This window comes from Commensalibacter papalotli (ex Servin-Garciduenas et al. 2014), assembly GCF_000527695.1.
In the GTDB taxonomy this organism is placed as follows: domain Bacteria; phylum Pseudomonadota; class Alphaproteobacteria; order Acetobacterales; family Acetobacteraceae; genus Commensalibacter; species Commensalibacter papalotli.
This window is the reverse complement of record NZ_ATSX01000002.1, coordinates 101,835-115,817: the sequence shown is the minus strand read 5'-3', so window position 1 is coordinate 115,817 and position 13,983 is coordinate 101,835. Positions and strand designations below refer to the sequence as shown.

Sequence of the window (13,983 nt, the reverse complement as noted above, 5' to 3'; positions counted from 1 at the left end):
TTGCAGCCTAAGGTGTAAGAGTGATTTAAATTTTTCCTATAATTTATCTTAAAATAGGACATAATTAATGTTTAAATATTATCGTAAAGAAATTGAATGGGGCGGTCGCCCTCTTATCCTGGAAACAGGAAAAATTGCTCGTCAGGCTGATGGTGCTGTTGTTGTGACTTATGGTGGAACGGTTGTTTTATGTACAGCTGTTGGGGATAAAAAAGCTAAACCAGGTCAGGATTTTTTTCCATTAACAGTGCACTATCAAGAAAAAGCATTTGCTGTTGGTAAAATTCCAGGTGGGTTCTTCAAACGCGAAGGACGTGCTTCTGAGGCAGAAACGTTAAACTCTCGTTTAATTGACCGTCCTATTCGTCCATTATTTCCTGAAAATTTCAAGAATGAAGTGCAAGTTATTGCAACCGTATTAAGTCATGACCTTGAAAATGATCCAGCGATTGTTGCTTTGATTGGTTGTTCTGCTGCATTGACTTTATCAGGTATTCCTTTCTTGGGTCCAATTGCAGGTTGTCGCGTTGGTTATAAAAATGGCGAGTACATTTTAAACCCAACGTTATCCGAAGTTGAAGATAGTGAACTCGATTTGGTGGTTGCTGGTACAACTGAAGGCGTTTTGATGGTTGAATCAGAAGCTAAAGAATTAAGTGAAGAAGTGATGTTGGGTGCGGTTAATTTCGGTCACCAAGCAGGACAAGCTGTGATTGACGCGATTATTGCATTGGCTGAACATGCAGCGCGTCAACCTTGGGATTTAATTGAACCTACTGCTGAAGAGAAAAAATTAAAAACACGTGTTGATAAAGTCGGTCGTAAGATTTTAGCAGATGCTTATAAAGAAAAAGAAAAACAAAAACGATATGCTGCCCTTGGTGAAGCTCGTGCTAAAATTATTGAGAAGATCACCGAAGAAGAGTTGGATGCAGAAAAAGCTGTTTCTGTGATTGATAATCTTGAAGCAGATATCGTTCGTACATCAGTGTTAAAAACAGGTATTCGTATTGATGGCCGTGATTTAACAACGGTTCGCCCTATTATTGGTGAAGTTGGTATTTTACCAAGAACACATGGTTCTGCACTATTTACTCGTGGTGAAACGCAAGCATTGGTGGTCACAACATTGGGTACTGCTCAAGATGAGCAAATTGTTGATGCATTAGAGGGTGAACATCGTTCTAACTTTATGTTGCACTATAATTTCCCTCCATACTCTGTTGGTGAATGTGGCCGTATGGGTGCGCCTGGTCGCCGTGAAATTGGCCATGGCAAGCTTGCTTGGCGTGCAATTCGCCCTTTACTCCCTAATAAAGAGCAATTCCCATATACAATGCGTGTTGTTTCAGAAATTACCGAAAGTAATGGCTCATCTTCTATGGCAACCGTTTGTGGTACATCCTTATCCTTGATGGATGCTGGGGTTCCTATGGCTCGTCCAGTTGCAGGGATTGCAATGGGGCTGATCAAAGAAGATAAAGGCGTTGCAGTCTTAACCGATATTCTTGGGGATGAAGATCATCTTGGGGATATGGATTTTAAAGTTGCAGGAACAGACCAGGGTATCACCGCGTTACAGATGGATATTAAAATTACGTCTATTACGCCTGATATTATGAAACAAGCATTGGCACAGGCCAAAGACGGTCGTATGCATATTCTTAGTGAAATGGCTAAAGCATTAACGGAAAGCCGTGCTGAAATTTCTGAAAATGCACCTCATGTTATTATTATGAATATTCCAAAAGAAAAAATCAGAGATCTGATTGGCGCTGGCGGAAAAACTATTCGTGAGATTGTTGAATATGCGGGTTGTAAGATCGATATTGAAGATGATGGTACGATAAAAATTGCGGTTACTTCAAGTGATCAAGAAGCAAGAGCAAGAGAACGTATCGAAGCGATTGTTGTTGAGCCAGAAGTCGGTCGTGTTTACTCTGGTAAAGTTGTAAAAGTTGCTGATTTTGGTGCTTTTGTAAACTTTATGGGTGCACGTGACGGGTTGGTTCATATTTCTGAGCTTGCAGAAGGTCGTGTTGCCCGTACCAGCGATATTGTTAAAGTTGACGATATTGTTAAAGTTAAAGTGGTTGGTTTTGATGATCGTGGTAAGATTAAACTTTCTATGCGAGAAGTTGATCAAGAAACTGGAGCTGATATCAGCGAAAGCCTCCCTCCACGCGCGCCATCACCAAGCCGTAACAGAACAGATCGTCCTCAAAGAAGGTCATAAAATTAAAAAACTGGTGGGAAAAGGAATGAAAGTTTTTCTTTTTTCCACTAGAAAAAAATATTTTATATGAGTAAAAGACTTTACTTTAAGAATTTATGTTAGGTATTTGCATTGTGAGCTGGAGCAGTAATGAAATCAGTTAATCCAATTCTCATGGGTGGTAAAGAAGTTTTACCACTAATTGAAGGGGGCAAAGGGGTCGCAATTTCCACAGGTGTCTCTGCAGGGCATTGGTCTGCTGCTGGTGGTGTTGGTACTGTTTCTATCGTGAATGCAGATAGCTATGATGTTCATGGACATATTATTCCCCAGGTTTATCACAAAAAAACACGACGTGAACGTCATGAGGAATTGATACAATACGCAATTTCTGGTGGTATTAGCCAAGCTAAGATAGCACGTGAGATTGCAGGGCCTGATGCTCCTATTCATGCCAATGTAATGTGGGAAATGGGTGGGTGTGAGCCTGTTATTTCAGCAGTATTAGAGCAAGCCAAAGGAACGATTACGGGTGTTACCTGTGGTGCTGGTATGCCGTTCAGATTATCTGAAATTGCATCTCAATATGGTGTATATTATTACCCGATTATTTCTTCTGGCCGTGCGTTTAATGCGTTATGGCGCAGATCTTATAAAAAAAATCCTGAATGGTTGGGTGGGGTTGTGTATGAAGATCCTTGGCGGGCTGGCGGACATAATGGACTATCAAATAGTGAAGATCCATTAGTACCTCAAGATCCATTCCCAAGGGTTTTAGAGTTGAGACGCGTCATGCGTCAATATGGATTGGATAATACGCCTATTATTATGGCAGGAAGTGTTTGGTGGTTGTCAGAATATGAGGATTGGATCGATAATCCAGATCTTGGCCCGATTGCTTTTCAATTTGGAACGCGGCCTTTGTTAACCAAAGAAAGTCCTATTCCACAAGCATGGAAAAATCGGTTACGCACGCTAAAACAAGGTGATATTTATCTTAATCAATTCTCGCCAACTGGGTTTTACTCTTCTGCGGTTAAAAATAGCTTTTTGTTGGATTTAAAAGCACGTTCAGAACGTCAGGTTTCTTTTGCCAAAGAACCAGAAGGAGAGATGACTGTTCCTTATGAATATGGTGCACGTGGTCGTGTGATTTATGTGACCTCTACGGATCGTGAATATATTGAGCAATGGGAACAACAAGGGTTTACCCAACTTTTGTTAACCCCAGACAATACTTATGTTTTTGTAACGCCTGAACAAGCGAAATCTATTCAAAAAGATCAAGCTGATTGTATGGGTTGTTTATCCATGTGTCGTTTTTCTAATTGGTCACAACATGGCCCAGAATATACAACAGGGAATCGTCCAGATCCTCGATCCTTTTGTATTCAAAGAACATTGCAAGATATTGCACATGCTTCTGGTGACAATGCAGATTACATCGTTGATAATAATTTGATGTTCAGTGGAACTCAAGGTTGGCGTTTTGGTTCTGATCCATTTTATGCGAATGGATTTACCCCGACCGTCAAAGAGTTAGTTGACCGTATTTTAACGGGATATTAAAAACGTTTGCAAAGCCCTCTAATAATTTAGAGGGCTTTTTTGATATCGAACAATAAATTTGGCATTTAGGAAAAATAACTTTTTATTAGGGTAAAAAAAAGATAAATATATTTAAAATAAGTTCGATAAAATGAAGTTTATTACAGATAACACTTTTTCATTAAAACCTATTTTGAAATGGAACGGTTCATTTAGTGAGAAAAGTCGTGTTTTGATCAATGGACATCATACTCGTTATAAAGTTTATGGAGAAATTTTATATAAGTGCATTCAAGTTTATTCTTATTATTTATTATTTATAACTTATGAAGAGGATATGATATATGTATCGAATGTTTATTTGTTTAATAATAAAGAAAAGAAAATAGATAAAGCCAAAATTTATGCTTCTTATTTACAAGATGATTTAAATGCTCTTTTTGGTTTAATAGATGAAGACACATATTCTGGAGAGTTAACAGATTTTAAGTTTGTATCTTCTAATGAAATGACTTTTAAGTTTTTTAAAAGTATTTGGAAGTTAGAAATTTTAGAAAAACCACGTTGTTATTTATATTCAGATATGGATGATAGATCCTGTGGTCGTTTATTAGAAAGACCACCAGGATTAAGGACATATCTAAAATTTAATATTGTTCACAATTAATCCCTTTAGTTTTGCCTACAAACTGTATTTTAGTTCATAGGCAATATTAAAAAAAAAAGTAATTATTTTCTTAACGCGCGATTACCAATATCATTGCGCCAAATGCCATCTTTCCATTCAATTTTACGAACAGCTTGATAAGCAATCTCTTGGGCTTTAGCTAGATCATCGTGTAAGACAGAGACGCATAATACACGTCCCCCCGCAGCACAAAGTTCGTTATTATTCATAGTCGTTCCAGCGTGAAATACTTTGACATTCGGTAAAGCTTCTGCTGCTTCTATATTGGAAATAACACCACCTGTTGTTGGGGTTCCAGGATAGCCTTTGGCAGCCATGATAATACAAATCCCAGCTTGATCGGAAAATTTGATTTCTGATTGTGCAAGTTTGCCTTGGCTAAGGTTAAAGAGGATTTCCAGTAAATCAGATTGTAAACGGGGTAATAACACTTCGGCTTCGGGGTCACCAAAACGTGTATTATATTCGATAAGATATGGCCCTTTATCAGTCAGCATTAGTCCAGCAAAAATTACGCCACGGAACGGCGTTTCTCTTTGGCTCATTTCTTTGAGCATCGGACGCACGGTCAGATCAAGTGCGTGTTCTTGAGCAGCTTTATCAAAGAAAGGTGGAGGAGATACCGCACCCATTCCGCCTGTATTGGGGCCAGTATCGTCATCACCAATACGTTTATGATCTTGCGCAGCACCAATAAGCACGGCTGTTTCTCCATCACAAAATGCGAATAGGGAAACTTCTTCACCCGTTAGGAATTCTTCAATAACGACCTTGTGCCCAGCTTGTCCGAAAGCAGAGCCTCCCAGCATATCTTTAACTGTTTGTTCGGCTTCTGTAAAATCAGCGGCGATAATAACACCTTTACCTGCGGCCAAGCCATCAGCCTTGATAACAATTGGGAAAGTTTGTGTTTTAAGATAGGAAATTGCGGCATCACAATTGGTAAATTCTTGCCATTGAGCTGTTGGTATATTGGCAGCATCACAAACGATTTTAGTAAAGCTTTTACTGCCTTCTAATTGTGCGGCTTCTTGCGTAGGCCCTGCGCAGAGTATATTGACAGCATTACACGCATCGGTTAACCCTTTGACAAGTGGTAATTCTGGGCCAGGAATGACAAGGTCAACATGATTTTCTTGTGCAAATTTTATTAAATCAGTGATATTATCGACTTTGATATCAATATTTTTACCATATTGAGCAGTACCTGGATTTCCTGGTGCGATAAATAGCTCTGTAAGTTTTGGGGAACGGGCAATAGCCATGGCAATGGCGTGTTCTCTGCCTCCTGAACCGACCAGTAAAACTCGCATTGTGATTTCTTTCCTTTTTTATATTCTTTACTTAAGTAAGGTTTATCATATTTTATGTCTATGAATGACCAACTTTCTGATTCGATGACTGATAATATACCAGAATTTACCGTAGGGGATATCTCTACAGCGATTAAACGTATTTTAGAAGGGAATTTTTCACGGGTAAAAGTTCGTGGAGAAGTTACAGAGTTAAAGCAATATCCTTCGGGTCATATTTATTTTTCATTGAAAGATGAGCAAGGGAAACTGACCGCAATTATTTGGCGCTTTACAGCCGCCAAATTGAAAATGCAGCTGGAAAATGGAATTGAAATTGTTGCCACAGGTAAAATCTCTTCTTATGGTGAGCGTTCTTCGTATCAGTTGATTGTGGATCAAGTCGATTATGCAGGTGAGGGAGCAATGCTTGCCCGAATCGAAAAGCTGCGTAAAAAATTAGAAGAAGAGGGACTTTTTGCTCAGGAACGAAAACGGTTAATTCCTTTATTGCCTCAAACGGTTGGTGTGATTACTTCTCCCAAAGGGGCGGTTTTACATGATATTAAAACAACGATTGCACGGCGCTTTCCCAGAGACATTATTATTTGGCCTGTTGCTGTTCAGGGGGATGGAGCTGCAGAGCAAATTGCTTTAGCGATTGAAGGGTTTAATCAGTTTAACTCGGAAACGCCAATTTCTCGTCCGGATATTCTTATCGTTGCCAGAGGGGGTGGTTCTCTTGAAGATTTGATGGCGTTTAATGATGAACGCGTCGTCAGAGCGGCTGCGAACTCGCAAATTCCGTTGATTTCTGCTGTGGGGCATGAAACAGATACAACTTTAATTGACTTTGCGTCTGATCGTAGAGCACCAACACCGACGGCTGCTGCTGAAATGGCTGTGCCATCAAAAGCGGATATGATCGCAGGATTGATGCAATATACCACACGGTTAAGTAAAGGATTGATTCATCTTAATCAGGCTTATCGTTTGCAGCTTAATAAAGCAGTTGCTAAACTTCCTGATATTCCTACCTTACTGGCACAAAGTCGGATGCGTTTGGATGATCGTTCATATCGCTTGGATTTGGCATTGCCTGCTTTGGTGATGAAACGCCGTCATCGCTTATCGGCTATAAAACCTGTAGATCAATATGTTGTTGGTTTAATTCATCGTTTTAAAAATTATCTAGAAATGAATAAGATGCAAATGGCGTCCTCTTGGCGACATTATGTGCAACAGCAGAAAAGCGCACTTCCATTTTTTTCTGTATCAACTATTAAAACATTATCTAGAGAGAAAACCTTGCGTTTGGAAGGTTTATCTGCACGTTTAGAAGCGTTATCACCTCATGCTGTGCTGTCGCGCGGTTATGTGTTTGTTAAAGATAAACATGGGAATACGGTTACTCAAGCTAGGAAATTGAGGGCAGGTTCTGAACTAAACTTGATTTTTTATGACGGAGAAAAAACAGTTCGGGTTGTTAAAGAGCAAGATAAACGTCAAGAAATGTTAGATATATAATAATTATTTGATGTAATTTAGGACAGGTAATTGATTGATTAAGTGATCTTAAGAGGACAAATATAATTTTAATTTATATTATTTTGTTATAAAAGATTATTTTAAATCATACATATCCGATTAGATAATAAAAAAGCTCTTTATTTAAATCTGGAATTGTATAGTACATATAAAAGATTGAGATTATATTTTTGGTGTTAATAAATAAATAATATGGAAACATACTGGCAGGAACTATCTCTTGAGCAGATGGATAAAGAGCAATGGGAGGCTCTGTGTGATCGTTGTGGTCGCTGTTGTTTGCATAAATTACGTGATGAAGACACAAATGAAATTGCTTATACCAATGTTGCGTGTCGATTATTAGATACGCAAACAGGGCAATGTTCGGATTATTGTCGCAGAAAAATTCGTATTCCTGATTGCATTCAGCTGACTCAAGAAATGCTATCTGAAATTGATTGGTTGCCTCCTACATGTGCGTATCGTCTTGTTTCAGAAGGAAAAAATTTGCCTGAATGGCATTATTTGCGTTCTGGAAGTTTTGATACAGTCCATAGCTCAGGAATTTCCGTTAAGGGGCGCGTAATTAACGAACGAGATGCTGGTGATATAGAGGATTATATTGTTGATTGGCCAGCACAAGAATCGTAAGTTAAAGCAACATAAAGTGGCGGTTTAACCTTTACCCTTTGAAAATTTTAGTTTTTTTAATAGCAATAAAAAAAATTGTTTTTTTTGCAATTATTTATTTGACCTTTTAGATCTTCATGCTATTAATACCATACAAACATCAAGAGCGAGCTTGGCGGAATGGTAGACGCTCAAGACTTAAAATCTTGTGTCCAATTGGACGTGTGGGTTCAAGTCCCACAGTTCGCACCATTGATGTTTGTTTTAATCCATTGATAATACTAGTTTCATCAGGTTATACATAACCTAAGCTTGGGTTTTGTCAGATCAATTTATAAAATACGAAAATTCCGATATTTGCAAAAAGATCTCAAATAATTTCCTATATTAAAAAAATTTCTCATTATATTAAATAGTCGGAAAAAGTGTAATTCATTTTTTTAGTTATAAAAAATGACAAAGTTGCTGATAATTTAATATTGAACCTTATCGTTTAATGAATGAATAATTTGAAAGATTAAGACCTATATCAATCAAAGTAATGAAATTGATAACGATATTATAATATCATTCGAGGAATTACTGAGTTTTGTGGTGAAAAAGAACCTCATTATTCAACAGGGCTGGGCGCAAGAAATTGTAAATAGTTGATTGAGTAGCTGCCTGACAATAATGGCAGCAACGCAAAAAATAAAAAAAAGTATATTTACGATATTAAAATAAAAGAATTTTATAATAAAGCTGCCAATGTTTAAGATTAAATGGGGTCGCCTATTATAAAAAACAGTAATCTATACCCCATAATCTATTGTTAAAACTTAAATCTAGAATCTAAAATCTAGGGTTTCCATAACAAAAGCACCATTTTTTGCACCAGCATTTCTTATTGATTTAGACCCAATAAACCCTGCAAAATCATTCGTTAAAACAAGATGAGGCGCAATGGCATAAGCAAAGGTAAATTGAGGTAAAGCACCAACAAATCCGCCTGAAAAATTTTCTCTGAGGGGATAATTAATACCAATACCATAAATCGTATCATTAGTGCTTGCTCTCCACATCACAGGAGCATGAAGTTTAAGTAAAGTTTTTGGTGTTGGGTTATAAGTAATTAAAGGCCCTGTACTAATAACGTTAGATAAATTCATATAAAGAGTCATATCTTGATAATTGGCTGTTGGGAAATAAGGGGAGGCAAAATTATGAATAGCACCTTTTGTTTTTTTATAATTTCCCCCAGAGTAATAGTCACTTTGTAACCCTAGGGTTGGTTTACCTGCAATGTTTGTAAAAGTGTAAGAAAACAACGTATTGAATGCAAAAGCACTTACAGGGCGTGAATCTCCTCCTTTTGCAGGTCTGAATTCTCCTCCTTGATAGATACCAATGATTTCAAGGTTAATATCTCCAATATTTCCACCTATTCTTCCACCAATATTATCTCGGCGGCTTGATCCCTTTTGCCAACCTCCAATACTTGATGTTGGAATAGAGGCCGGTGTTCCACTGTATAAATATCCCATAAAGAAACTATCAACATAAAGCTGGCTTTTTTTCCCAAAAGCAGTAAATGTTGGTAGGGCTAAGCTTGCATATCCACCATAAAGTCGAGCATTCCAGCTGGGACCGTATCCAAAAATTTTTCTATCGGTTAAATCTGTTTGCCAAAAATCAAAAAGGTCAACGCGAAAACGCTCCCATATGGCGTAACCTCTGACTCCATCCCAACTTTGCCTGACGTTTGTAATTTCGCGTGGTGAGGTTAGAGATAGTGGAGCATCCACAAAAAATTGTCTTCCCCCCATAACCCCCATCTTAGCCCCAAGCAAGTTTACTTTTAACTCTAAAAAACCTTGTTGAAGATCAAGCCTTTTACGTTGAAAACCTGTTTGATATCCAAAAGTATTGCTGCCTCCAGCAACGGCATTAATAAGCTCGGCATATGCACGAACATGTTGGCCAATATGTAGATCAGCACCATATAAACTGCGTAAAAGAAGCTTATTAGAATTCTTTTTGGTTGTATATCCTAGATAAGGCTGAGAATCATAAACATAACGTAAACGCTCATTTCCATTTAAACTTAGCCAAATTGTACCAGAATCATTAAGAGGAATATATTTTAAGCGATTAAACCAATCTTTGTTTCTATTGGGGTCATTGCATAATCCACTCCAGTCTTCAGCCCAGCGCGCTTGTGCATATGGTGCATTATTTCCAAAACCATACCATGAATAGTTACCGACGGCACCAAAACCAGCAGCAGCTCCTTTATTATTGTTAAAGGCACTTCCCCAATCTGGATGCCTGCTTTCTCCATATTTTCCTGCAGCAGTAACAACTTTTTTACAACGCTTATCAATCAATGTGTTATCATCAATGGAACTATTAGCAGAGGAGCTTATTTTTGTAACGGTTTGTGCAAAGCTAGGTGAAAAAGAGATAAAAGTACAAGATAGCAATAAAGTGATTGTTTTTAATTTTTTATAAATAAGCATTTGGTTATCATTCATGATATAACGTCGCTTTTTAATTAGAGTAACTTTATCTTATCTTATCTTTTTAAATTTTTAATCCTATTGGCTTGAAGTGTATAAATTATAGTTATTGAGCACAGACAAACTATATACTTTTGAATAATACGAACTACCTATTTTAGTAATAGAATATTCAAGAAAAAAAAGACTATAATTAAATTTTTATTTTTATAGTAATAACCAAATGGATGATTCTCAATTAATACGATATAGCCGACATATATTATTGCCCCAAATTGATTTAAAAGGGCAACGAACGCTATTGAACAGTAAAATACTCATCATCGGCTGTGGGGGATTAGGGTGTGCTGTTATTCCTTTACTAGCAGCTGCGGGTATTGGGGGTTTAACTTGTGTTGATGATGACAAAGTGGATTTATCAAATTTGCAAAGGCAAACACATTATATACATGCTGATATTGGGAAATATAAAGCAGAGGTAATGAAAGCCTTTATACAAAAGCAAAATCAAGATGTACAAGTCCATACCATAACTCAAAGATTAATCGTAGATGACTTGATTTTATTATGTAAACAGCATGATATCGTAATTGATTGCAGTGATAATTTACAAACTCGACATAATGTTAATCAGGCGGCTTTTACCAGTAAAACTCCACTGGTATTTGGCTCAGCACTTCGTTTTGAAGGACAGTTAAGCGTTTTTAATAGTCGCAATATATCGTCTCCATGTTATGCTTGTTTATTCGATGGACAGGATAATGGGCAAGATAGTTGTTCTTTTTCAGGTGTTTTTTCGCCGCTGGTCAGCGTTATTGGTTCAATGCAAGCTGCAGAAGCTTTGAAAATTATTTTAAATATTGGCGATATTGTTACAGGAAGATTACTTCATTATAATGCATTAAATGCACAGTTTTACCAAGTTGCTTTTGATCGTAATCCTAGCTGTAAAATCTGTGGTCATTAATTTATATTTTATTAAACCCGTGTTCAAGTGCAAAAACAGCTGCCTGAACGCGGCTATGTATATTTAATTTGCGTAAAATATTTTGCACATGCAATTTGATTGTGCTTTCGGACAAATTAAAAAAACGAGCAATTTCTTTATTGCTGACACCTTTGGTTAACCATGCCAGAATTTCTTTTTCTCTTGGCGTTAATGTTTCGTACAGGTTATAAGGTTCATCATTATGTTGTTTTGAGGATTTAAATTGCCCAATTAACTTCGTTGTCATTTCAGGGGATAAGATATTATTGCCCTCTAATGTTTTGCGAATGCTATTTAATAAAAAATCGGTATCGATATTTTTTAATAGATATCCTTTGGCTCCAATTTTCATACATTCCAACAAATCTTCATCATCTTCAGAAACAGTTAAAATTAATATTTTTAAAGTAGGATCAGTATTTAATAATTGTTGTAATGTTTCTTTACCAGCCATAACAGGCATGTCAAGGTCAAGTAAAATAATATCTGGATGGAGGGCTCCAGCAAGTTTTACCCCTTGCAGGCCATCTTGTGCTTCACCAACGATTTCAAAATCTTTTTCAGTTTCGAGTAAAAATTTTAATCCCGAGCGAAAAAGAGCATGATCGTCAATTAATAAAATTTTGATTATAGGATGGGTCATAGTTATTTCCATTATTGTTGTGGAATTATTAATTCAATGGTTGTTCCATGTTGTAAAATAGAGGTTATATTAATGATTCCACAGGCTTTTTCAGTTCTTTCTTTCATGATAGATAAACCTACATGACTTAATTTTTTCTTTTTAATTATCTCTATATCAAAACCAATACCATCATCTTCGATACGCATAATAAAGTTTTTTCCATTTTCAAAAGTAACTTTTGCTTGGCTGCAAGAGGAGTGTTTGCGGATATTGGACAATGCTTCTTGCAAAATAAAAACAACTTGTAATTGTTGTTGTTGGGTTAGAAAAAAATGTTGATTTAGATTATTGGTTTCAATTGGTATTGAAGTTTGAGCTTTAAAACGTTTTAAGACTTTTTGAACGACTTCTTGAAAATTTTCAGTATGGTTGATTTTAGTTCTGAAATTTAAAAGGAGCTCTCTGACATCTTCATAGGATTCTTGGATACCTTTTTGTATGAAATTTAGATTTTGTAGAATTCTATTATAATCTTTTTGATTAATTGCTTTTTCTAGCATTTGCGTTTGTAAATTCAAAAAGGAAAGGGATTGCGCTATACTGTCATGTAAGCCTTGTGCAATCATATTTCTTTCTTCGAGAATAGCAAGTTGTTTTTCTTTTAGTGTAAGTTGTTGATTTTCTATAGAAATTGCTAATTGCTTGGTTAGTGTTTTAATTAAATAATGATTTTGATTTTCTTTTTCAGAAGAAGTTCTTGGATTCTTAAAATACAAAACAACCATTCCTATTTCATTATTATTATGCCAAATAGGAAAAATAACAAAATGGTCAAAAGCTGCTTCTATACAATTTGGAATTGAAAGGTCTAATTTATTTTGTTGTTTGGTTTGAATATATATAGGGTTTGGATTTTTAGGTAATACAGTTACATCAAAAAAACAATGTGAAGAAAAATAGCATTTTTTTACAATGTCTGATTGTTTTGGCAGTCCTTGACTATATAGAAAATCAAGAGAGGTCTTATCCTTATTAAGAACCCCGATAAAACCACCATCTGCATATCCTAGTGAAATGATTTTATTTAGAAAACTTTCTAAAATAGTATCTTGCATATGACTTTCATGTAAAAAAATTGTCATATCATACAGAATCGCAAGTTCGTGGTTTTTTTCTTCTAATGCAATTGTTTTTTGAGATACTTTTTGTTCAAGATTATTATATAAATCTTGTAAATTATCTGCCATTTTATTGAAACCAGCTGATACAACGCTAAACTCATCTTTGTTTGTAATAACGATACGTTCAGATAAATTGCCAATGCTTAATTGTTGAATGGCATTTTGTAAGCGTGTTAAGGGACTTATTACAAACTTATATAAAAGATAAATGGCAGAAAAAGCAGTAAAAATAACCATAATAATTAAGATGGTTTGTATAAATCTTAACCAAATAATATTTTGAGTATTTTGATTTTCAATTAATTTTACGAGTTGATTAATATACCCTACAAACTGATCTGCAACTTGTAACTCTTTTGGGGATAAAATAGTATTAAAAGCATAGGGCTTGTTTAGTAAGGGTAAGACATTTTTTTGATAATATTGTTCTATAACCTCTATTTGTTTATCAATTTTGGCATTATTTGGAAAAATAAAATTATTTCTGTCTGATTTTAACAAATTATTCAGAATAAATACAAAATCATTTTGTTCAGATTGTAATGCTTTTTGATGATCAGGTTGAGAAACTAAGGTAATCATATGATAGATTTTCATGCGTAAACTACCTGCATAATTAATATCTTTACCTGCATTTTCTAGCTGCCAAAGTAAGGTAAGAGCATATCCCGTAAAAAAAATAGCTCCTGTTACCCATACAATAATTGAAATGAGTAATTTAAGAGAGAGGCTATGTCGTCTTGATATTTTTTTCATCTCATTTTTTGTATGGTTAATTTTTTGAGTAA

Annotated in this window: 10 protein-coding genes and 1 tRNA gene; 7 read left to right on the top strand and 4 right to left on the bottom strand. The window is 35.9% G+C overall.

The annotated features are described in order from the left end of the window. Positions 1–67: 67 nt before the first annotated feature. The 3 genes from pnp (at position 68) to COMX_RS07565 (ending at position 4,430) form a co-directional block, all read left to right on the top strand. Complete coding sequence (gene pnp, locus COMX_RS07575) at positions 68–2,236, top strand: polyribonucleotide nucleotidyltransferase (RefSeq protein ID WP_034339509.1); 2,169 nt, start codon at positions 68–70, stop codon at positions 2,234–2,236. Positions 2,237–2,365: 129 nt separating this feature from the next. Then, complete coding sequence (locus tag COMX_RS07570) at positions 2,366–3,784, top strand: NAD(P)H-dependent flavin oxidoreductase (RefSeq protein WP_034339506.1); 1,419 nt, start codon at positions 2,366–2,368, stop codon at positions 3,782–3,784. Positions 3,785–3,914: 130 nt separating this feature from the next. Further along, entirely contained in the window at positions 3,915–4,430 is a 516-nt protein-coding gene (locus COMX_RS07565; RefSeq protein ID WP_034339503.1) for a hypothetical protein, read from the top strand. A 62-nt stretch (positions 4,431–4,492) separates the two neighbouring features. On the opposite strand, the gene purD is transcribed toward COMX_RS07565, so the two are convergent. After that, positions 4,493–5,764 carry a phosphoribosylamine--glycine ligase gene (gene purD, locus COMX_RS07560; protein WP_034339500.1) on the bottom strand — a complete coding sequence of 424 codons (1,272 nt, stop codon included), beginning with the start codon at positions 5,762–5,764 and terminating at the stop codon, positions 4,493–4,495. A 60-nt stretch (positions 5,765–5,824) separates the two neighbouring features. Here purD and xseA point away from each other — a divergent pair, with 60 nt between their 5' ends. The 3 genes from xseA (at position 5,825) to COMX_RS07545 (ending at position 8,155) form a co-directional block, all read left to right on the top strand. Then, complete coding sequence (xseA, locus tag COMX_RS07555) at positions 5,825–7,270, top strand: exodeoxyribonuclease VII large subunit (RefSeq protein ID WP_034340157.1); 1,446 nt, start codon at positions 5,825–5,827, stop codon at positions 7,268–7,270. 213 nt (positions 7,271–7,483) lie between these two features. Next, positions 7,484–7,924, top strand: coding sequence for a YcgN family cysteine cluster protein (locus COMX_RS07550; protein ID WP_084051562.1), 441 nt, complete (start codon positions 7,484–7,486; stop codon positions 7,922–7,924). A 145-nt stretch (positions 7,925–8,069) separates the two neighbouring features. After that, positions 8,070–8,155, top strand: a tRNA-Leu gene (locus COMX_RS07545). 572 nt (positions 8,156–8,727) lie between these two features. On the opposite strand, the gene COMX_RS07540 is transcribed toward COMX_RS07545, so the two are convergent. Further along, a complete protein-coding gene (locus tag COMX_RS07540) occupies positions 8,728–10,416 on the bottom strand; it encodes an alginate export family protein (RefSeq protein WP_034339496.1) in 1,689 nt (562 codons plus the stop codon). Between the two features lie 208 nt (positions 10,417–10,624). Here COMX_RS07540 and COMX_RS07535 point away from each other — a divergent pair, with 208 nt between their 5' ends. Continuing rightward, entirely contained in the window at positions 10,625–11,368 is a 744-nt protein-coding gene (locus tag COMX_RS07535; RefSeq protein WP_034339494.1) for a HesA/MoeB/ThiF family protein, read from the top strand. A 1-nt stretch (position 11,369) separates the two neighbouring features. Here the strand turns inward: COMX_RS07535 and COMX_RS07530 are convergent, their stop codons facing one another. Next, complete coding sequence (locus COMX_RS07530) at positions 11,370–12,032, bottom strand: response regulator (RefSeq protein ID WP_034339492.1); 663 nt, start codon at positions 12,030–12,032, stop codon at positions 11,370–11,372. A gap of 11 nt (positions 12,033–12,043) precedes the next feature. Then, on the bottom strand, positions 12,044–13,951 hold the full coding sequence (locus COMX_RS07525) for a histidine kinase (protein ID WP_161631859.1): 1,908 nt from the start codon (positions 13,949–13,951) through the stop codon (positions 12,044–12,046). Positions 13,952–13,983: the final 32 nt, after the last annotated feature.